Here is a 17,228-nt window from a genome sequence, read left to right as displayed (position 1 = left end):
CATTTTCGTTATAAACGATATAAATGGAATCCTCGATGTACGCCGCAGTGGACCTGGGCTCCAACAGTTTCAGACTTTCCATCGGCCAGTACGATGGGGAGAAAATCCGTGTGCTCAACAGCATGCGCGAACCAATCCGCCTCGCCGCCGGCCTGGATGCCAGCGGCAACCTCACCGATGAAGCCTTGCAGCGCGCGCTGCTATGCCTGAAGAATTTCCGTATTGCGCTGGCGGCCTACAAGTTCGAGGCCGTGCGCGTGGTCGCTACCGCCATCCTGCGCCAGGCGCGCAATGCGGGGGATTTCCTGCCGCAGCTCGAGCAAGCGATCGGCTATCCGATCGAGATCATCTCCGGCGAGGAGGAGGGACGCCTGATTTACATGGGGGTGGCCAATGCGCTGGGCCAGCCGAACGAAAGCCGGCTGGTGGTCGATATCGGCGGCGGCTCGACGGAGCTGATTCTGGGGCGCGGGCTGGATATCGAGCGCGTGGAGTCGTTCAGCGTGGGCAGCGTCAAGCAAAGCCTGTCCTTCTTCGTGGGCGGCCGGGTCGATGCGCGTTCGTTCGAAGCGGCCGTGCTGTCGGCGCGCTCGCATTTCGAGGATGGTGCGCCGCCTTACCATCCGGAATACTGGAAACGGGCTTACGGCTCTTCCGGCACCATCCGCGCCATCGGCGAAATCATTGAAAAGAACAAGCTGGGCGACGGCATTACGCTGGCGGCCCTGAATGCCGTGCGCAAGCGCTTTATCGAGTTCGGGCAGGTGTCCAAGATCGATATGCCGGGCTTGCGGCCGGACCGCGCCAGCACCGTGATCGGCGGCCTGGCAATCCTGATCGGCGTGGTGCAGGAACTGGGCATCGAACGCCTGGAACCGATCGACGCCGGCCTGCGCATGGGCGTGATGTGGGACCTGTTGCTGCGTTCCACTCGCCGCGACCGGCGCGAACAGTCGGTGAGCGATTTCCTGGCGCGCTTCCATATCGATGCCGCGCGCGGCGAGAAAGTGGCCGAATCGGCTTCCGCGCTGTTTGCGCAAATGAAGCCGTCCGGCGATTTGTTGCAGCGGCATTTGCTGTGGAGTGCCCAGTTGCATGAAGTAGGGCTGGTGGTGTCGCAGACCGGCTATCACAAGCACGCAGCCTATATGGTTGAAAACGCCGACCTGCCGGGCTTTACCACCCGGGAGCAGAAGCTGATGGGACGCTTGGTGCTGGCGCAGAAGGGCAACCTGCGCAAGGTCAGCGAATACCTGACTGACAGCGATTTCGCCAAAGCGGTGGTGGCGTTGCGGCTGGCGATCCTGTTCATGCATTGCCGGATCGAAGTTGACGACCGCGCCGTGCGCCTGCGCATGAAGAACCGCATCGACCTGGAGCTGAAGCGCGATTGCGTTACCAGCCACCCGACCCTGTCCTACTGGATGGAGAAGGAGCAGGAGTTCTGGGACGAGATAGGCGTGGATTTCAGCGTCCGTACGGTTGCATAATCGTATATACTGTTTATATTATTCAGCTATGGAGTATCCATGAACGCAACCAAGGCAAAAACTACCGCCGCCAAACCAGCTGCCCCTAAACCAGCCGCCGCGAAGCCTGCCGCCAAAGCAGCAGCCAAGCCTGCAGTGAAGCGCGCGCCGGCCGCCACGCCTGCCGCTGCTGCCAAGCCTGCCGCCGCCAAGTCCGCAGCCGCCAAGCCTGCTGCACCAAAAGCCGCTGCCAAGCCGGCAGCCAAACGCGCCGCCGTCAAACCGGCCGCGAAGCCAGTCGCCGCTCCCGCGCCGGTCGCCAAGCCGGCCAAGGCGGTCAAAGCTGAAAAGCCAGCCAAGCCGCATAAGGAAAAACTGGTGCGCGACAGCTTCACCATGCCGGAATCCGAATACGCGGTCCTGGGTCAGGTGAAAAAAGCCTGCCTGAAGAACGGCGTCGAAGTGAAGAAATCCGAGTTGCTGCGCATCGGCGTCGCCCTGATTAGCCGCCTGGACATGGCCACGCTGAAGCAAGTCCTGGCCTCCCTGCCGCAACTGAAGACGGGCCGTCCAAAGAAAGCCTAAGCGGTCACGAGGATCCTGCCGTTCATTTCCTCATGCCCGTCTCCGCAAAAGTTATCGCATAAGAAGTCGACAGGACCCGCGTGGTTGATCCGCAGCGGGATCCGCGTCACACGGCCCGGCATCAGGTCGGTGCGGAACTTCAGTTCGGGCACGGAGAACCCGTGCATGAAGTCGACAGCGGTGATTTCCAGGATCACGTCGACCCCGCGCGGGATCACGATGGGGTTTGGCGTGAACTGGAATTTGCGCGCCGTGACCTGAATCCTCGGCGCGTCGGCTGCCGCTGCGCGCGCCCCCGCCATCAGTGCCGCCATGCCTGCGGCGCCCCAGCACAGCAGTTTGCGTCGTTTCGTATCCATCTCACGTCCTCACAACTGGAAATTCGGTGACCTCGTAGCTGGCCTTTTTCGGCTCGGCTTCGATTTCGCGGAAACCCAAACCCTTGTAGGGGGCGGCAGGATCCCAGGGCAGCGGCGTGCGCTTTTCCTGCGAACCGGGCGCCGGCAGCGGGAAGATCAGCGATTTCGCCGCATGGTGGGCGATGTGGCCGGTCTGGTGATGATGTTCCTGGTGGATATGGCCGTAAAACACCGTCACATTGGTGAATGGCATGAGCAGGGCCAGCGCCTGCTCGCCGTCGCGCGTGGCCCAGTCCCATTTCGGCGCCAGGTCGAATAGCGGCCGGTGCGTGAGCACGACGATGGGCGCTGCCTTGTCGCGGCCCGCGAGGTCCTTCTCCAGCCACGCGAGCTGCTCGGCGCCGATGCGCGCGCCAGGGTCGGAGACGTTATCCAGCGTGATGAAGTGAACGCCCTTGTGGTCGAAGGTATAGTGTGTTGGGCCGAAAAATTCCTGGAATGCGGCGCCGTTGTCGAGCGAGGCATCATGCTCGCCCGGCATGAAGTGGACCGTCTTCACTTTCAGTCCGGCGGCGATGTCGCGGAAGGCGGCCATGCGGCGGCGGCGTTCGGCCGGATCGTCGGTGGTGTGGGTCAGGTCGCCGGTGAAGACGATGAAGTCAGGCTGGGTGGTGAGCGCATTGACCGCCTTCACCGCTTCGTGCAGGGTGTGGCTGGCTTCGGGATTGGGCGCACCGCTGAATCCCCAGTGCGTATCCGACAGCTGCACGAAATAAAAGTCGCCATCGCCCGCGTGGGCGTGCGCGGGCAAATTCAGGCCGGACAGGAAGGCTGCTCCGCCGCCCGCTGCGGCCAATCTCAGGAAGTCTCGTCGATCGATCATGGTCATCTCCTCGTTGATTTCATGGGTTAAGGGTTTTCAGGTAAGCGATCAGGTCGGCACGTTCCTGCGCCGACTGCACCATGACGCCCATTTTCTGGCCGGGGACCAGCTGTTCCGGGTCCCGCAGCCACTGCTCCAGCGTGGTTTCGCTCCACACCAGTCCCGCCGCTTTCAAGGCGGGCGAATAGTTATAATTGGCCAGGCTGCCGGCACGGCGTCCGAATACGCCCTTGTGCGCTGGGCCGACGCCGTTGTAGTCGACCGAATGACAGGCCATGCACTGGGAACGGTACAGAACCTGCCCATGTGCCGGATCGCCGCCAGCGCGCGCCGCCATGGGCAGCATCAATATCAGTAAAGCTTGAAGTAAGCGCATCTTTTTTGCCTCGCGGTTGGTGCCTGGCATGCATAACCGGCGGCGTGGACCGAATATTCCTGCGCTGCGTGAAAAGATTGTGGGAATAAAACCCGCCGGAACCGAGTCTGCATCAGCATGGAGAACGAGCCCCCAATGCACCCGCAAGACACAACACGCGATTTCGAAACAATAGCTTTGCCTCATCTGGACGCCGCCTACAACCTGGCGCGCTGGCTGACCCGCAATGACCAGGATGCGGAAGACCTGGTACAAGCCGCCTTTGTGCGCGCCTTTCGCTTTTTCGCCACGTTCCGGGGAGAGGATGCACGCAGCTGGGTGCTGACTATCGTGCGCAACACGCATTTCACGCAGCTGCGGGACAACTGGGAGTCGCGCAATTCCTTGCCGTTTGACGAAGAGCTGCACGCCGATGGCGCCGGCCTGGAACAGCAATCGCCGGAAGGTGCGCTGCTGCAGCGCGACACCCAGGCTGCCGTGAATCACGCGCTGGAACGGCTGCCGACAGCATTCCGCGAAGTCGTGGTGCTGAAAGATATGAATGATTTCTCATACAAGGAAATCGCAGAAATCGTCGGGGTGCCGATTGGTACCGTGATGTCGCGCCTGGCGCGCGGCCGCAAACTGTTGCTCGCATACCTGGACGGGTATGCGCCGGGAGGTTGATATGGAATGCAAGGAAGTACAGCGCTTGCAGGGCGCTGATCTCGATGAGGAGCTGGACGCGCCGAATGCGGCCAGACTGGCCGCGCACCGCAGCGATTGCGCCGATTGCAGCCGCGAATATGCGCAGTTGGCGGCCTTGCGCAAGCAGGTGCGCGAATCAGGCACGCGTTTTGGTGCGCCCGCCGGGCTGGCGCAGCGCGTGCGAGAGACGCTGGCCGCATCGCTGCCTATTGCCGCTCCCGTGCAGTCGCCGGCGCGGACCAGCGCCTTGAGCCCGCGTGCGCACTGGCCGTGGGCATGGATCAATTTTGGTGCGGCCGCGACGGCGATGGCCGCCTTGATTGTCACGCTGGGCCTCTTGCTTGCACAACCCGGCGCCAGTTCCGGGCTCGATGACGAACTGGTGGCAAGCCACTACCGCGCGCTGCAGGTTGACCACCTGACGGACGTGGCATCGTCAGACCAGCACACGGTGAAGCCCTGGTTCACCGGCAAGCTCGATTTCTCGCCGCCGGCGTATGACTTTGCTGCAAAGGGATACACCCTGGTGGGCGGACGGCTCGATTACGTCGGTGGGCGCAGCGTGGCCGCATTGGCCTACCAGCGCCACAGGCACGTGATCAATGTCTTTATCTGGCCGCAAGCGGGAAGCGCCGGCGCAGGCGAGGGCGCACGCTCAGAGCATGGCTTCCACTTGCTAGGCTGGACGGATGAAGGCCTCGCGTTCCGCGCAGTATCCGACGCCGCCCCGCGCGACCTGGCCGAATTGCGTGACCTGATCGTCGAAGAGAGCCATCGCCGCTTGTAACGCACCTGACACATAATTGTCATGTTCGTGCAGCAATAGGACAGCAAACTGGCTTCGTCACTACAAGAAAGGACGAAGCATGCAAACCACGATTGCTACCGCCGAACAACGGGCTCCAGCACCGCGACTGGTACTGAGCATGGCCACCACCCCGGAAGAAGTGCGCGAAGTCCAACGCCTGCGCTATAAAGTCTTTATCGAAAACCAGGGCCTGACCGCCCTGGCGACACCCGATGGCCTGGATTGCGACGAATTCGACGCCGCCTGCGATCACCTGATCGTGCGCGATTCCGCCACCCTGAAAGTCGTCGGCACCTACCGCCTGCTGAATCCAGCCGGCGCCCGCAAACTGGGCCGCCACTACTCGGAAAACGAATTTGACCTCGGGCGCCTGAAGCACCTGCGCAGCCGCATCGTGGAAGCGGGCCGCGCCTGCATCCATCCTGACTATCGCGGCGGCAGCGTGATCATGCTGCTGTGGTCCGGCCTGGCCGAATACATGCGCCGCCACCAGTGCGAATACCTGATCGGCTGCGCCAGCATCAGCCTGGCGGACGGCGGCCACAATGCCGTCGCCGTCTACGAACAGCTGCGCCACAAGCACCTGGCGCCGATCGAATACCGTGTCACGCCGCACCTGCCGTTCCCGGTGGAGAAGGTGGAAGCGGCGCGCGCTCCTCAGGTTCCGGCCCTGCTGAAAGGATACCTGCGTTCCGGCGCCTGGATTTGCGGCGCACCGGCCTGGGATCCTGATTTCGAAAGCGCCGACCTGTTCGTGATGATGCCGCTGGCGAACCTGGATGGCCGCTACGCCCGTCACTACAACGTAGCCGCTTAGTTCATGCGGCAGTCTTTGCCGGCCGCCAGTTCGGGCGGCAAGGGCTCGCCACAGAGCTCCAGCAGCGAGCGCTCGATGGTGCGGCACATTGCCTCCAGCGCCAGGCTGTTTGGCGCTGTGCCGAATGGGTCGCCGATCTCCTGAGCAATCGCTTCCAGCGCAAACAGGGTATAGGCGACGAAGACCGCCATGACCGGCGTGGCCGCGCCGATCGAATGCACCAGGCCAAAAGGCAGCAAGAAGCAATACAGGTAGATCGTCCGGTGCAGCAGCACCGCATATGGGTAAGGGATAGGGGTGCTGGCGATGCGTTCGCAGCCGCCGACCGCGTTGCCCAGTGCATTCAGCTGTGCGTCCAGCATCCACAGTGACTGGCTGTCCGCTGCGTCCTTCATTGAACACCGTAATTCATGCAGCATTGCCACCGGCCGGAAGGCCTGCCGCTGCAGCCCTTCCGCCGCCTGCATGCCGAGCAGGCGCTCGACATCTTCACGCGGATCGCTGGCGCGCAGCTGATGGCGCAGCAGATGCGCAAACACGATCACGCGCCGTGCGGTGAGCCGCTGCCCATCGCCCGAAGCGGGAAGGTAGGCCAGCACCTGCGAGACCAGAGTACGGCCCGAGATCAGGATATTTCCCCACAACTGGCGTGCTTCGAGATAGCGCTGGTAGCTCGCGTTGTTGCGGAACGCGAGGAAGATTGCCAGGCTTACGCCGAGCAGCGAGAACGGCGCCATTTCCAGGGGGACGCGCTGGACGAACATGGCGAATATGCTCAGGGCCAGCATCAGTGCCAGCTGCGGCAAGATGCTTGGCAGGACAGAACCATGCCACGTGAGCAGCATGCGGTACCAGTTTTCACTTCGACGAATGATCATGGTCCCGATTGTAGCCCAGAAAAAATGTGCTATATTTGTCTGTACCGATCGGTAAATTGTGATCCGATTGGTACACTTAAAGGAGAAATCATGTCGACCCGACCACCCGTACCACCCTTCACCCGCGACAGCGCCATCGAAAAAGTCCGCCTGGCCGAAAACGGCTGGAACACCCGCGATCCTGAAAAAGTCTCGCTGGCCTATACCGAGGACAGCTGGTGGCGCAACCGCGGCGAGTTCGTCCAGGGCCGCGCCGCCATCGTCGCCTTCCTGCAGCGCAAATGGACGCGCGAGCTCGATTACCGCCTGATCAAGGAGCTGTGGGCGCATGACAGCAACCGCATCGCCGTACGCTTCGCCTATGAATACCACGACGATTCGGGCCAGTGGTATCGCGCTTACGGCAACGAGAACTGGGAATTCGACGAACATGGCCTGATGCACCACCGGCACGCCAGTATCAACGAACACCCCATCAAGCCGGAGGAGCGTAAATTCTTCTGGGATCGCAGCGCGCCCCGTCCGGCCGATCATCCCGGCTTGACCGAGCTGGGGTTCTGAGCCATGGCACGCGTTGTCGCAGAACGGGAAGACGTACTCCCGCTGGTGGCGGAAGTGTTCCGTACTTATGGCTTCGAGGGCGCCAGCCTGTCCCGCATTACAGAAGGGACGAAGCTGGGCAAGGGCAGCATCTATCACTTCTTCCCGGGCGGGAAAGAGGAAATGGCCGCTGCCGTGCTGGCGGAAATCGATCAATGGTTCCGCCGGCACGTATTCGAGCCGCTGCGCGAAAGCGCGGACGCGGGGCAGGGCATTGCCGCCATGTTTGCGGAAGTAGAGCGTTATTTCCTGTCCGGACAACGCGTGTGCCTGGTGGGCGTGTTCGCGCTTGGCAATGAGCGCGACCGCTTTGCCGAAGCAGTGCGCGCCTATTTTGAAGAGTGGATCGAGGCGCTGGCCTCCGCCCTGGTGCGCCGCGGGCACAAAGGAAAACAGGCGGCCTTGCTGGCGGAGGAAGTCGTCGGCGGCATCCAGGGCGCACTGGTGCTGGCACGCGCCTTCGACAGGCCGGCCATGTTCAAGTCTTCGCTGAAAAGATTGCGGGAACGGCTGGAGGAATAGGGCGGGAATTGGCGCCGGTGAATGCGATGCCGGCGCCAGGCATCATTCTCAGTGCGAACCGAGCTCAGTGTACTGAGGCATTCGATAGTTCCTTGAGCTCACGGATAGAGAGCTCAGACTTCTCATGCATGCGCAGCAGGATGGTGGCCCCGACTGCCAGCTTACGGTGACGGATCTTGCTGATGATAGGTGGCTGCACTTCCAGCACCCGGCAAAGTTCCGCGTCATTCTTGAGGTGCATCTTCTCAATTAGCGTGTCGAGCAGCTTATTTGGTACGAAACTGGATGGTTCCAGCGCACGTGCCCGGTTCATTGCCTCGATTAGTTCGAGTTTCTTCTGCCTGACGCTCATTTGCTCCTCCTTTACGTTGTTCACTACGTGGATAGAAAAAGCAGGCTTGCACGTTGTCTTAATAACCAAGCAAGTTAATTAAATAATACTCCGCTTCCAAAAAAATGAAAGAATTTGAGAGAAAAATAATGGGTTTTATTGCGTAGCAGGGTTGACGACTGTTGTAACTTGGAGTCCATCTTTAGTGAGGCGCAGCACTTTGTCAGCGCGCGCCGCAGCGGCGGGGGAATGGGTCACCATGATCGTGGTGGCGCCACTGGATTTGAGTTCCTGGTGCAACAGTTGCAGTATGGAATTTGCTGTGTCGGGATCCAGGTTGCCGGTCGGTTCGTCCGCCAGCACAAGGGCCGGGCGATGCACCAAGGCACGGGCTATTGCAACCCGTTGCATTTCACCGCCGGAAAGTTGATGGGGATAGTCGTGGCCGCGTCCGCCAAGGCCGACGGCGTCCAGCATATCGAGCTCGCGCCCTTGGGGCAGGCCGTTCATCAGCAGCGGGAGGGCTACATTTTGCTGCAAAGTAAGATGCGGCAGCACGTGGAAAGCCTGGAAAATGAAGCCCATGCGCGCGCGGCGCAAGCGGGTAGCAGCATCGTCGTCGAGTGATGCGAGCGGAGTGCCGTCAACGATAATTGCCGGCTCATCGGTCGGGTCGGGCTGGTCCAGCCCGGCGATCAGGTTGAGCAGGGTGGACTTGCCAACGCCCGAATCGCCCATGACTGCGACGAACTCGCCCGGTTCGAAAATCCAGCTCAGCCGGTCCAGTACGCGCCGCTCGTTCGAGTAACTCTTGGTGAGGTTTCGTAACTCCAGCATGGCTCAGCGGGTCAAGGCGCGGCGCAGCGCAAAGCTCAGGGCATCGACCACGGCCACCAGCAGCAGCATGGCCAGGATCACGGTCGCGGCGCGCTCCATCTGGAACAGGGACAGGTGGAATTTCAGCATCTGACCCAGGCCGCCGGCGCCCACCACGCCCAGCACGGCGGCGGCGCGGATATTGTTCTCCCAGCGGTAGAGCGTGTAAGACAGCATTTGCGGCAGGGTTTGCGGCAGCGTGGCGTAGAAGAAGGCCGCCATCGGTGTGGCGCCGTTCAGGCGCAGGGTTTGCTCCGGCAGCGGCGGTGCGTTTTCCAGCGCATCGGCGAACAGGCGGCCCAGCACACCGGCGGTGTGCGCGGCCAGCGCCATCGTGCCCGCAAAGGGACCCAGGCCGGCCGCCACCAGCAGGATCGAGGCCCAGACAAGTTCTGGAATCGAACGCAGCACGTTCAGCAGGCCGCGAATCAAGGCGCGCGGCGCGCGGCCGAAACGGCCCGCGCCGGGAATGGCCAGCAGCAGTCCGCCCGCCACGGCGAGCAGGGTGCCAAGCGCAGACATGGCCAGCGTTTCCATGGTGGCGATGCCGGTCTTGCGCAGGAAGCCGCTGGCCGTTTCCGGCGGCGCGAAGCCGGCCAGCAGGTTGCCAGCGCTGTGCATCGCTTCGATCGTGAACAGCTCGCCCAGTTTGAGCTGCAGCGTGGCGAAACTGGCGATGACCAGTGCAGCCAGTGCGGCGGCGAACAGCCAGCCAGACCAGTTGCGCGCGGGCGGTGCAGGCATGTGGCTCATCCCAGCCTCCTGCGCAAATATTTGGACACCAGGTCGGCAGCGGCAACCAGCAGCACGAAGACAACCAGCATGGTGGCGACTTCGCCGCCTACCATATTCCTGGTCGATTCTTCCATGCGCTGACCCAGGCCGCCAGCGCCGACAAAGCCCATCACCACCGAACCGCGGATTGCGCACTCCCAGCGATAGACGGTGTACGACACCAGCTCAGAGGCCGCTTCCGGCAAGGCGCCATAGAGCAAGGCGGCCAGGCGCCCGCTGCCGTTTTGCAGCAGAACTTCGCTCGCGTGGTGGTCGGTGGATTCCAGGATTTCGGCATACACCTTGCCCAGCATGCCGGCATAGGTGAGGGCAACGGCCAGCACGCCAGCCGTTGCCCCGAGGCTGAAAATGCGCACGAACAGCAGCGCCCACACCAGCTCCGGCATACTGCGCAGCAAGACCAGGAGCCAACGCACCAACTGGCGCACGATGCGCGGAAAAGCCGCAATGCGGCCGGTGCCGATGCGCGAGATCGACAGGCGCTCGGTGACGATCAGCGTGGCGGGAATGGCGCCCAGCAGCGCAAGCGTCAGGCCGCAAGTCGCGATGGCGACCGTCTTCCAGGCTTCGCGCGCAACCAGCGCGAGGAATTCCGCATCGTGCGCGGGATGCAGGAAGGCCGACAGGTATCGCCCGGTGGACTGCAGGCTTTGCAGGTCGAACAGTGTCCACGGATAGAACTCGGTCGTCGTCACCAGCGGCCAAAGAAGCGCGATGCCGATGGCGATCATCCACAGGCGCCGGTTCCATGCGGGATCCGGGTGGTGGGGCGAGAGGGGAACGGCGGGAACGTTATGCATCGCTTACAGGCAGGCTCCGACAGCCAGCTTGGCGGCCATTTCATCCGGCTGCGGCGAGTTGGCCGGGGGCAGTTCGCCGAGATAGAGTTCATCGACCATCGCCTGCGTTACCTGCTCGCGCGGCAGGTCGAAGGCGACGCGGCCATTTTTCAGCGCTACGATGCGCGGGAAGTGGGCCAGCGCCAGGTCCACCTGGTGCAGGCTGCACACCAGCAGTGCGTTGCGCTCGCGCGCTTCCTGCTGCAAGGTGTTCAGCGTCAGTTGCGACAGGGCCGGGTCGAGCGCCGACAGCGGCTCGTCGACCAGGAAGGCCTGCGCCGACGACAGCAGCAGGCGCGCCAGGCCGCAGCGCTGGCGTTCGCCGCCGGACAGGCGGTCCACGCGGCTATACAGCTTGTCGCCCAGGTTGAAACGCGACAGCGCGCGGTAGGCTGCTTCCGGATCGGCGGGTTTGAACAGCGAAAGCAGGGCCTGGCCCAGGCTCCATTTCGGCAGCCGCGCCGCCAGCACGGCCGTTACCACGCGCTGGCGCGGCGGCAGGGGCGGTGTTTGCGGCGCCAGGAACAGGCGCGCGCGCATGGCGTGGCGGCCGGCGTCCGTCAGCTGCCAGGGATCGGTGCCGAAGGCTTTGAATACGCCGCTATCCGGCTTATGCGCGCAGGCGAGGGTAGAAAGCAGGGTGGTCTTGCCGGCGCCAGAAGGACCGATCAGGGCCACCTGCTCGCCAGGCTCGAATGCGAGCGAAATGTCTTGCAGCGCAAGGCCGCGCGAACCGCCGATGTGGCGGACAGAAAGGCCTTGCAGCTCGTACCAGGCAGAGGACATTGATTATTTCAGCAGGCCAGCGTTTTTGGCAGCCGCTTCGATATTGCTGTAGTTGGCAGCCTTGGTCGGGATGAATTTCGACGCACGCTGCAGGTCCAGGATCGCCTTGTCTTCAGGCTTGGCGCTGTCCAGTGCCAGGAAGGCATCGGTGATTTTCTTCTTCAGCGCATCAGGCATGTCGCTGCGGACGGTCCAGTTGTAGTCGAAATAGGCCGGGGTGGTGTAGAACACGCGCACCACGTTCGGATCGACCTTCTTCTGTTCATTCAGCTTTTCCCACACCGAGATATTCAGCGCGCCGGCATCGACTTTGCCGCCGGCTACGGCTGCCACGGTCGCATCATGCGCGCCCGAGAAGGAGATGCGTTTCAGGTCGGTGTCCGGATCGATCTTGGCTGCCAGCAGGTAAGAGCGCGGCATCAGGTGGCCGGAAGTCGAGGATTCGGAGCCGAAGCTCAGGGTCTTGCCTTTCAGGTCGGCCAGCGAGTTGATCGACTTGTTGGTGGTGACGAAGACGGAGCGGAATTTTTCATCTTCCACACGCTGCACCAGCGGCACGACCTTGCCCTTGCTCAGGTGGTTGGCCTGGACGAAGGTAAAGCCGCCAAACCACACCATATCCAGCTTGCCGTTGATCAGGCCATCCACCGAAGCGGCGTAATCGGTCACTGGCGTGAACTCCACTTTCATGGCCAGTTTTTTCTCAAGGTATTCGCCGAGGGGCTTGAACTTGCGCTGCAGCTCAGTTGGCGCTTCGTCAGGGATGGCGGAAACGCGCAGTACTTGCTGGGCTTGGGCGCCGGCAGCGGCGAAGAGCACACCGGCTGCAAACAGGGCCGATTGAATGGTGCGGAGGGAGAACAGGGACATGAAAGATCCTTTTTTATGTTAATGACGAGCCGCACTCCTCACACGGGGGCACGGTACCTGGTCTTGGATATTCAGCTATGATAGCAAAAATGTCCCAGGAGCCTGAGCCATGACCTTGTCACGCACGGCAGCGATCCACGTGGTCGCACCGCAAACGAGCAGCAAACCGGTGGGCATCGCCCATGGCGACGCCGCCACCATTGCCGAGATCAGCGCCGGCCTGCTTGCGCAGCAGGCTTCCACCTCGCCCAAATATTTCTACGACAGCCTGGGTTCGCACCTGTTCGAAGCGATCTGCGAATTGCCCGAGTACTACCCGACGCGCACCGAAGCAGCGATCTTCGCCCGCCATGGAGCCGACATGGCCGCCCGCATCGGCCCCGGCGCCATCCTGCTCGACCTGGGCGCCGGCAATTGCGCCAAGGCCGCCAGCCTGTTTCCGCTGCTGCAGCCGCGCCAATACGTGCCGATCGATATCGCCAGCGACTTCCTGCAGGAAGCGGCCGCCCAGCTGCGCCAGCGTTTTCCCGCCATCGACATGACGCCGCTGGTGATGGACCTGTCGCAGCCATTGGCGCTGCCGGCCACGGTGCCGGTGCAAGGCCGCCAGTTTTTCTATCCCGGATCGTCGATCGGCAATTTCACGCCGCGCGATGCGGTGGCTTTCCTGCGCCAGGTGCGCGAGAACGTCGGCAAGGACGGCGGGCTGTTGATCGGCGTGGACCTGGTCAAGGACAGCGCCGTGCTGGATGCAGCCTATGACGACGCGATCGGCGTCACGGCCGCCTTCAACCTGAACATGCTGCGCCACCTGAACCATCTGGCCGGCGCCAATTTCGATCCAGCGCAATGGCGCCACGTCGCCTTCTTCAATGAAGCGGAAAGCCGCATTGAAATGCACCTCGAAGCACTGTGCGCGCTGACCGTGCACTGGAGCGGCGGCGAGCGCAGGTTCGCACAGGGCGAGCGTATCCACACCGAAAACAGCTATAAATACACGCTGGAGGGATTCGGGAAACTGCTGTCGGAAGCCGGCTTCCGCGTCGACGGCACCTGGACGGACGATGCACACTGGTTCGCAGTGCTGCACGCCGCGGCAGACTATGCGTGACGCCGGCCTTTGGAGCGAACGTTACGCGCAGGTGCGTGCGGCCACGATGGCGCTGGCCGAGCCGCTGTCCGACGAAGATTGCGGCGCCCAGTCGATGCCGGATGCAAGCCCCGTCAAATGGCATCTGGCGCACACCACCTGGTTTTTTGAGACCTTCATCCTAGAACGTTACGAGACCGGTTTCCAGCCCTTCCACCCGGCATTCCGCGTACTGTTCAACTCCTATTACAACGGCGTAGGCGACAAGCACCCAAGGCCGCAGCGCGGCTTGCTGACGCGGCCCTCGATGGCGGAAGTGCGCGCCTATCGCGCCAATGTGGATGCGCGCGTCACCGCGCTCGCCGCGCGCCATGCCGCCACTGACGCCCGCCTGGCCGCGCTGCTCACGCTCGGCCTGCAGCACGAACAGCAGCACCAGGAGCTGATCCTCACCGACGTCAAGCACCTGCTTGCGCAAAACCCGATGGCGCCCGCATATCTGCCGCCCGGCGCTGCTGCCGCCGCCGCACCGGCAAAGGCCATGCCCGGCTGGCAGCGCTTCGAAGGCGGCGTCCACAACATCGGGCATGCCGGCGACAGCTTCTGTTTCGACAATGAACTGCCGCGCCACAAGGTCTACCTCGCGCCCTACGACATGTCGACGCGGCTGGTCACGAACGCCGAATACCTGGCCTTCATCGAAGCCGGCGGCTACCGCGACCCGAGCCTGTGGCTGGCGGAAGGATGGGACTGGATTCGCACGCAAGGAATCGAAGCGCCAATGTACTGGCGCCACGATGGGGTGTGGACTTGCTTCACGTTGCACGGCCAGCAAGCGCTCGAAATGGATGCACCGGTAACCCACATCTCGCTGTTCGAAGCCGACGCCTACGCCCACTGGTCCGGCGCCCGGTTGCCGACGGAAGCGGAATGGGAGCACGCCGCACGCGACGCCGCGCTGACAGACATGTTCGGCCACTGCTGGCAATGGACCAGCAGCAGTTACGCCCCATATCCCGGCTTCCGCCCGGCCGAAGGCGCGATAGGCGAATACAACGGCAAATTCATGGTCAACCAATATGTGCTGCGCGGCTCCAGTATCGCCACGCCGACCGGCCACGCCCGCGCCAGCTACCGCAACTTCTTCCCCGCCGGTGCCCGCTGGCAATTCACCGGCATCCGCCTAGCCAGATAAAAGTCGGGGTCAGCTCTGGCAATCGGACATTTTGCTGCGCAAAATGTCCGATTGCCAGAGCTGACCCCGACTTTCAAGCTGGAAGGCGAGGGCGTTGGGTGTGTTGGAGCTGGTGGCGGCTGTGATCGCCCGGCAGGCGAAAACGGGCGACTAGCCGTTCGAGTTCGCTGGCCTGGTCGCTCATGGCGGAGGCGGCTGCGGCGGCCTGTTCCACCAGCGCGGCGTTTTGCTGCGTGGTCTGGTCCATCTGCATGATGGCGGTGTTCATTTGTTCGATGCCATCGGTCTGCTCACGCGTGGCGAGCGAAATGTCGGCGACGATGTCGGTGACGCGCTGTACCGACGCCACCACTTCTTCCATCGTGGCGCCGGCTTGCGCAACCAGCCTGGCGCCGGCGTCGACTTGTTCGACCGAGCTGGAAATGAGTTCCTTGATCTCCTTGGCGGCGCTCGATGAGCGCGCGGCGAGGTTGCGTACTTCACTGGCGACGACGGCAAAGCCGCGGCCCTGATCGCCGGCGCGGGCCGCTTCCACCGCTGCATTCAGGGCCAGGATATTGGTCTGGAATGCGATGCCGTCGATCACGGCAATGATGTCGACCACCTTGCGCGAGGAATCATTGATAGCTCCCATGGTCGTCACTACCTGGGATACGACTTCGCCGCCGCGCGAGGCAACGCTGGAGGCGGAACTGGCCAGCTGGTCGGCTTCGCGCGCATTGTCGGCATTGGCCTTGACGGTCGATGTCAGTTCTTCCATCGAAGAGGCGGTTTCTTCCAGCGCCGAGGCCTGGCTTTCGGTCCGCGCCGACAAGTCCATATTGCCGGTGGCGATCTGGCCGGAGGCGGAGGCAATCGCCACTGTGCCATGGCGCACCTGCCCCACAATCTGCGACAGCGATTCGTTCATGTCGTGCAGGGCGTGCAGCAGCTGGCCGGTTTCGTCCTGGGTGCTGGCCTGGATCTGGCTGGTCAGGTCACCCGATGCGACCGTGCGCGCCACCTGCAAGGCGTAATTGATCGGGCGGGTGATGGAGCGCGTGACCCATAGCGCACACGCCGCGCCGAGCACCAGCGCGACGACACCCAGGGCGAGCATGACGGCAAGGGCTGAGCTGATGTGCTTTTTGATTTCCGCCCCATTGGCAGCGACGATGCTGTCCTGCAGGTCGGCCAGCTTGCCGACGCTGGCCTGCAGGCTGGCAAGGCGCGGCATGGTCTCCGTCATGGCCTTCTGCGTGGCCTGTTCGCGCTGGCCGTCGGCGAGCAGTTTTTGCACACCGGTGAACGATTGCACGTAGGCTGCGCGCTCGCTGCTCACTTGCGCGAGCAATTCGCGGCCTTCTGGACGGTAGACCAGTTTGTCGAGCGTGGACAGCGCCTCGGTGATGATGCCCTTGTTCTTGTCGACCTCCTTGCGCAGGGCTGCTTCTTTCGCGGGTTCAGTCGCCAGCAGCATTTGCAGCACCAGCGCTGCATTGGCGCGGGTGGTGGCCGAAACGGTGGCCGCTGCATCGGCCTTGACCCAATCCTTGTCGATGATGGTGCTACTCAGTTCGCCGATATGCGACAGCCGCTGGCTGCCCACCGCGATCAGTGTCGCCATGAGGGCGAAGACAATCGCGAAACATAAACCCAGGCGGGTTCCGATCTTCAGGTTGGCAATGCGCATGGCTGCTCCTTCCAACTGCGTGGAAAACGATTTACCAGTATAGGCAATTGCTGTAAGGAGATAAAAACGGGGCAGCGAATGCAGCTGCCCCGAATGGAAAGGAGCCTAAGCTCCAGCTTGTGTGTTGCTAGCCAAATGTCCGATTGCCGGAGCTGACCCCGACTTTCAAATCAGATGCCGAGGGCCTTGCTGATGTCGGCCTTGAATTTGGCTGCCTGGTCGGCGTTGGGAATTTCGCCGGCCAGTTTTTGCGTCAGTACGCGCAGGTCGCTGGCATCGTCGAAATAGTCGCCGCATACGATGGCTGCCATCGGGCCGATATAGGTGGCCAGCGTGTTTTCGAAGATCGTGCGCTGGGCGTCCGTCAACCCGGGCTTGCTGCTGGCGGCTGCCGGCTGCTGGGCGGGCGCCACCGCTGCCGATGCCGGCTGGCGCGCCACGCCAGGCAGCAGGGTGGAAGCAGGCGAACCCGATGCAGGCAAGTCGGTAATGGCGCCATACAGGTAATCGAGAATCGCCTCGGTCGACCAGGGCAGCGGTTCATTGTTGCCTGTGCTTGGGCGGTCCACGCTCAAGCGGGCGCGCTGCATGGTGCGCAGGATGTCGAGCCCGTCGCGGCCACGGCGGCCGCGGCACAGGACGAACACGATGCGCCCGCCATCGAGGTGGATCTGCGCCATGCGGTTGTCATCGCTGACCAGCATGATGGTCGCGGTGTGGCCCTGGGCGCAGAAGCCGGCGATCTGGTCGAGCAGCTGGGCGAAGGGTGTGAACTCTGGCAGTGCCATAA

At 62.8% G+C, this 17,228-nt stretch carries 21 protein-coding genes; 9 read left to right on the top strand and 12 right to left on the bottom strand.

Annotation, left to right across the window (positions count from 1 at the left end):
* Nucleotides 1-35: 35 nt before the first annotated feature.
* On the top strand, nt 36-1,490 hold the full coding sequence (locus tag GM658_RS00760; protein ID WP_155452428.1) for a Ppx/GppA phosphatase family protein: 1,455 nt from the start codon (nt 36-38) through the stop codon (nt 1,488-1,490).
* A gap of 39 nt (nt 1,491-1,529) precedes the next feature.
* On the top strand, nt 1,530-2,054 hold the full coding sequence (locus tag GM658_RS00755; RefSeq protein ID WP_155452106.1) for a hypothetical protein: 525 nt from the start codon (nt 1,530-1,532) through the stop codon (nt 2,052-2,054).
* Here GM658_RS00755 and GM658_RS00750 read toward each other — a convergent pair.
* The 3 genes from GM658_RS00750 to GM658_RS00740 are packed head-to-tail and all read right to left on the bottom strand — an operon-like array spanning nt 2,051 to nt 3,672.
* Nucleotides 2,051-2,413: a cupredoxin domain-containing protein gene (locus GM658_RS00750; RefSeq protein ID WP_155452105.1), complete on the bottom strand. Its 363-nt coding sequence runs from the start codon at nt 2,411-2,413 to the stop codon at nt 2,051-2,053. The two genes, GM658_RS00755 and GM658_RS00750, sit on opposite strands and share 4 nt — an antisense overlap.
* A gap of 1 nt (nt 2,414) precedes the next feature.
* Complete coding sequence (locus GM658_RS00745; protein WP_155452104.1) at nt 2,415-3,302, bottom strand: metallophosphoesterase family protein; 888 nt, start codon at nt 3,300-3,302, stop codon at nt 2,415-2,417.
* A gap of 13 nt (nt 3,303-3,315) precedes the next feature.
* Nucleotides 3,316-3,672: a c-type cytochrome gene (locus GM658_RS00740; protein WP_229416698.1), complete on the bottom strand. Its 357-nt coding sequence runs from the start codon at nt 3,670-3,672 to the stop codon at nt 3,316-3,318.
* Nucleotides 3,673-3,807: 135 nt separating this feature from the next.
* Between GM658_RS00740 and GM658_RS00735 the strand changes: the two genes are divergently transcribed.
* The 3 genes from GM658_RS00735 to GM658_RS00725 all read left to right on the top strand — a co-directional run bounded on the left by GM658_RS00735 (nt 3,808) and on the right by GM658_RS00725 (nt 5,984).
* Complete coding sequence (locus GM658_RS00735; RefSeq protein WP_155452102.1) at nt 3,808-4,338, top strand: sigma-70 family RNA polymerase sigma factor; 531 nt, start codon at nt 3,808-3,810, stop codon at nt 4,336-4,338.
* 1 nt (nt 4,339) lies between these two features.
* Nucleotides 4,340-5,146 carry an anti-sigma factor family protein gene (locus tag GM658_RS00730; RefSeq protein ID WP_211841789.1) on the top strand — a complete coding sequence of 269 codons (807 nt, stop codon included), beginning with the start codon at nt 4,340-4,342 and terminating at the stop codon, nt 5,144-5,146.
* A 79-nt stretch (nt 5,147-5,225) separates the two neighbouring features.
* The gene (locus tag GM658_RS00725) at nt 5,226-5,984 is read left to right on the top strand and encodes a GNAT family N-acetyltransferase (RefSeq protein WP_155452100.1); all 759 of its coding nucleotides are present in this window, start codon (nt 5,226-5,228) and stop codon (nt 5,982-5,984) included.
* Here GM658_RS00725 and GM658_RS00720 read toward each other — a convergent pair.
* Nucleotides 5,981-6,862, bottom strand: a complete 882-nt coding sequence (locus tag GM658_RS00720; protein WP_155452099.1) for a bestrophin family protein — start codon at nt 6,860-6,862, stop codon at nt 5,981-5,983. The genes GM658_RS00725 and GM658_RS00720 overlap by 4 nt on opposite strands.
* 90 nt (nt 6,863-6,952) lie before the next feature.
* On the opposite strand from GM658_RS00720, the gene GM658_RS00715 reads away from it, so the two are divergent.
* A complete protein-coding gene (locus tag GM658_RS00715; RefSeq protein WP_155452098.1) occupies nt 6,953-7,423 on the top strand; it encodes a nuclear transport factor 2 family protein in 471 nt (156 codons plus the stop codon).
* 3 nt (nt 7,424-7,426) lie between these two features.
* Nucleotides 7,427-7,984: a TetR/AcrR family transcriptional regulator gene (locus GM658_RS00710; protein WP_155452097.1), complete on the top strand. Its 558-nt coding sequence runs from the start codon at nt 7,427-7,429 to the stop codon at nt 7,982-7,984.
* A 64-nt stretch (nt 7,985-8,048) separates the two neighbouring features.
* Here GM658_RS00710 and GM658_RS00705 read toward each other — a convergent pair whose 3' ends face one another.
* The 6 genes from GM658_RS00705 to GM658_RS00680 all read right to left on the bottom strand — a co-directional run bounded on the left by GM658_RS00705 (nt 8,049) and on the right by GM658_RS00680 (nt 12,481).
* Nucleotides 8,049-8,336, bottom strand: a complete 288-nt coding sequence (locus tag GM658_RS00705) for a hypothetical protein (RefSeq protein ID WP_055934583.1) — start codon at nt 8,334-8,336, stop codon at nt 8,049-8,051.
* A gap of 135 nt (nt 8,337-8,471) precedes the next feature.
* A complete protein-coding gene (locus GM658_RS00700; RefSeq protein WP_155452096.1) occupies nt 8,472-9,152 on the bottom strand; it encodes an ABC transporter ATP-binding protein in 681 nt (226 codons plus the stop codon).
* A 3-nt stretch (nt 9,153-9,155) separates the two neighbouring features.
* Complete coding sequence (phnE, locus tag GM658_RS00695) at nt 9,156-9,944, bottom strand: phosphonate ABC transporter, permease protein PhnE (RefSeq protein WP_155452095.1); 789 nt, start codon at nt 9,942-9,944, stop codon at nt 9,156-9,158.
* Nucleotides 9,941-10,786 (bottom strand): PhnE/PtxC family ABC transporter permease, encoded by an 846-nt coding sequence (locus GM658_RS00690; RefSeq protein ID WP_155452094.1) that lies wholly within the window; start codon nt 10,784-10,786, stop codon nt 9,941-9,943. Before GM658_RS00690 ends, phnE begins: the two co-directional genes overlap by 4 nt.
* A gap of 3 nt (nt 10,787-10,789) precedes the next feature.
* Nucleotides 10,790-11,611, bottom strand: coding sequence for a phosphonate ABC transporter ATP-binding protein (locus tag GM658_RS00685; RefSeq protein WP_155452093.1), 822 nt, complete (start codon nt 11,609-11,611; stop codon nt 10,790-10,792).
* 3 nt (nt 11,612-11,614) lie between these two features.
* Complete coding sequence (locus GM658_RS00680; RefSeq protein ID WP_155452092.1) at nt 11,615-12,481, bottom strand: putative selenate ABC transporter substrate-binding protein; 867 nt, start codon at nt 12,479-12,481, stop codon at nt 11,615-11,617.
* Between the two features lie 109 nt (nt 12,482-12,590).
* Here GM658_RS00680 and egtD point away from each other — a divergent pair, with 109 nt between their 5' ends.
* Nucleotides 12,591-13,592: an L-histidine N(alpha)-methyltransferase gene (gene egtD / locus GM658_RS00675; RefSeq protein ID WP_155452091.1), complete on the top strand. Its 1,002-nt coding sequence runs from the start codon at nt 12,591-12,593 to the stop codon at nt 13,590-13,592.
* Nucleotides 13,585-14,766, top strand: a complete 1,182-nt coding sequence (egtB, locus tag GM658_RS00670) for an ergothioneine biosynthesis protein EgtB (protein ID WP_155452090.1) — start codon at nt 13,585-13,587, stop codon at nt 14,764-14,766. The genes egtD and egtB overlap by 8 nt, the downstream gene beginning before the upstream one ends.
* A gap of 73 nt (nt 14,767-14,839) precedes the next feature.
* Here the strand turns inward: egtB and GM658_RS00665 are convergent, their stop codons facing one another.
* Both GM658_RS00665 and GM658_RS00660 read right to left on the bottom strand, forming a co-directional pair.
* Nucleotides 14,840-16,438 (bottom strand): methyl-accepting chemotaxis protein, encoded by a 1,599-nt coding sequence (locus tag GM658_RS00665; RefSeq protein ID WP_155452089.1) that lies wholly within the window; start codon nt 16,436-16,438, stop codon nt 14,840-14,842.
* A gap of 170 nt (nt 16,439-16,608) precedes the next feature.
* The gene (locus tag GM658_RS00660; protein WP_155452088.1) at nt 16,609-17,226 is read right to left on the bottom strand and encodes a DUF8082 domain-containing protein; all 618 of its coding nucleotides are present in this window, start codon (nt 17,224-17,226) and stop codon (nt 16,609-16,611) included.
* Between the last annotated feature and the right edge of the window lie 2 nt (nt 17,227-17,228).

The sequence above is a fragment of the Massilia eburnea genome, assembly GCF_009720745.1.
Taxonomy (GTDB): domain Bacteria; phylum Pseudomonadota; class Gammaproteobacteria; order Burkholderiales; family Burkholderiaceae_D; genus Rugamonas; species Rugamonas eburnea.
The sequence above is the reverse complement of the archived record's forward strand: the minus strand, read 5'-3'. Positions and strand labels throughout refer to the sequence as shown.

Coding starts and splice junctions, on each gene's coding strand:
- GM658_RS00760 (WP_155452428.1), top strand. CDS start 36: ATGTACGCCGCAGTGGACCTGGGCTCCAACAGTTTCAGACTTTCCATC.
- GM658_RS00755 (WP_155452106.1), top strand. CDS start 1,530: ATGAACGCAACCAAGGCAAAAACTACCGCCGCCAAACCAGCTGCCCCT.
- GM658_RS00750 (WP_155452105.1), bottom strand. CDS start 2,413: ATGGATACGAAACGACGCAAACTGCTGTGCTGGGGCGCCGCAGGCATG.
- GM658_RS00745 (WP_155452104.1), bottom strand. CDS start 3,302: ATGACCATGATCGATCGACGAGACTTCCTGAGATTGGCCGCAGCGGGC.
- GM658_RS00740 (WP_229416698.1), bottom strand. CDS start 3,672: ATGCGCTTACTTCAAGCTTTACTGATATTGATGCTGCCCATGGCGGCG.
- GM658_RS00735 (WP_155452102.1), top strand. CDS start 3,808: ATGCACCCGCAAGACACAACACGCGATTTCGAAACAATAGCTTTGCCT.
- GM658_RS00730 (WP_211841789.1), top strand. CDS start 4,340: ATGGAATGCAAGGAAGTACAGCGCTTGCAGGGCGCTGATCTCGATGAG.
- GM658_RS00725 (WP_155452100.1), top strand. CDS start 5,226: ATGCAAACCACGATTGCTACCGCCGAACAACGGGCTCCAGCACCGCGA.
- GM658_RS00720 (WP_155452099.1), bottom strand. CDS start 6,862: ATGATCATTCGTCGAAGTGAAAACTGGTACCGCATGCTGCTCACGTGG.
- GM658_RS00715 (WP_155452098.1), top strand. CDS start 6,953: ATGTCGACCCGACCACCCGTACCACCCTTCACCCGCGACAGCGCCATC.
- GM658_RS00710 (WP_155452097.1), top strand. CDS start 7,427: ATGGCACGCGTTGTCGCAGAACGGGAAGACGTACTCCCGCTGGTGGCG.
- GM658_RS00705 (WP_055934583.1), bottom strand. CDS start 8,336: ATGAGCGTCAGGCAGAAGAAACTCGAACTAATCGAGGCAATGAACCGG.
- GM658_RS00700 (WP_155452096.1), bottom strand. CDS start 9,152: ATGCTGGAGTTACGAAACCTCACCAAGAGTTACTCGAACGAGCGGCGC.
- phnE (WP_155452095.1), bottom strand. CDS start 9,944: ATGAGCCACATGCCTGCACCGCCCGCGCGCAACTGGTCTGGCTGGCTG.
- GM658_RS00690 (WP_155452094.1), bottom strand. CDS start 10,786: ATGCATAACGTTCCCGCCGTTCCCCTCTCGCCCCACCACCCGGATCCC.
- GM658_RS00685 (WP_155452093.1), bottom strand. CDS start 11,611: ATGTCCTCTGCCTGGTACGAGCTGCAAGGCCTTTCTGTCCGCCACATC.
- GM658_RS00680 (WP_155452092.1), bottom strand. CDS start 12,481: ATGTCCCTGTTCTCCCTCCGCACCATTCAATCGGCCCTGTTTGCAGCC.
- egtD (WP_155452091.1), top strand. CDS start 12,591: ATGACCTTGTCACGCACGGCAGCGATCCACGTGGTCGCACCGCAAACG.
- egtB (WP_155452090.1), top strand. CDS start 13,585: ATGCGTGACGCCGGCCTTTGGAGCGAACGTTACGCGCAGGTGCGTGCG.
- GM658_RS00665 (WP_155452089.1), bottom strand. CDS start 16,438: ATGCGCATTGCCAACCTGAAGATCGGAACCCGCCTGGGTTTATGTTTC.
- GM658_RS00660 (WP_155452088.1), bottom strand. CDS start 17,226: ATGGCACTGCCAGAGTTCACACCCTTCGCCCAGCTGCTCGACCAGATC.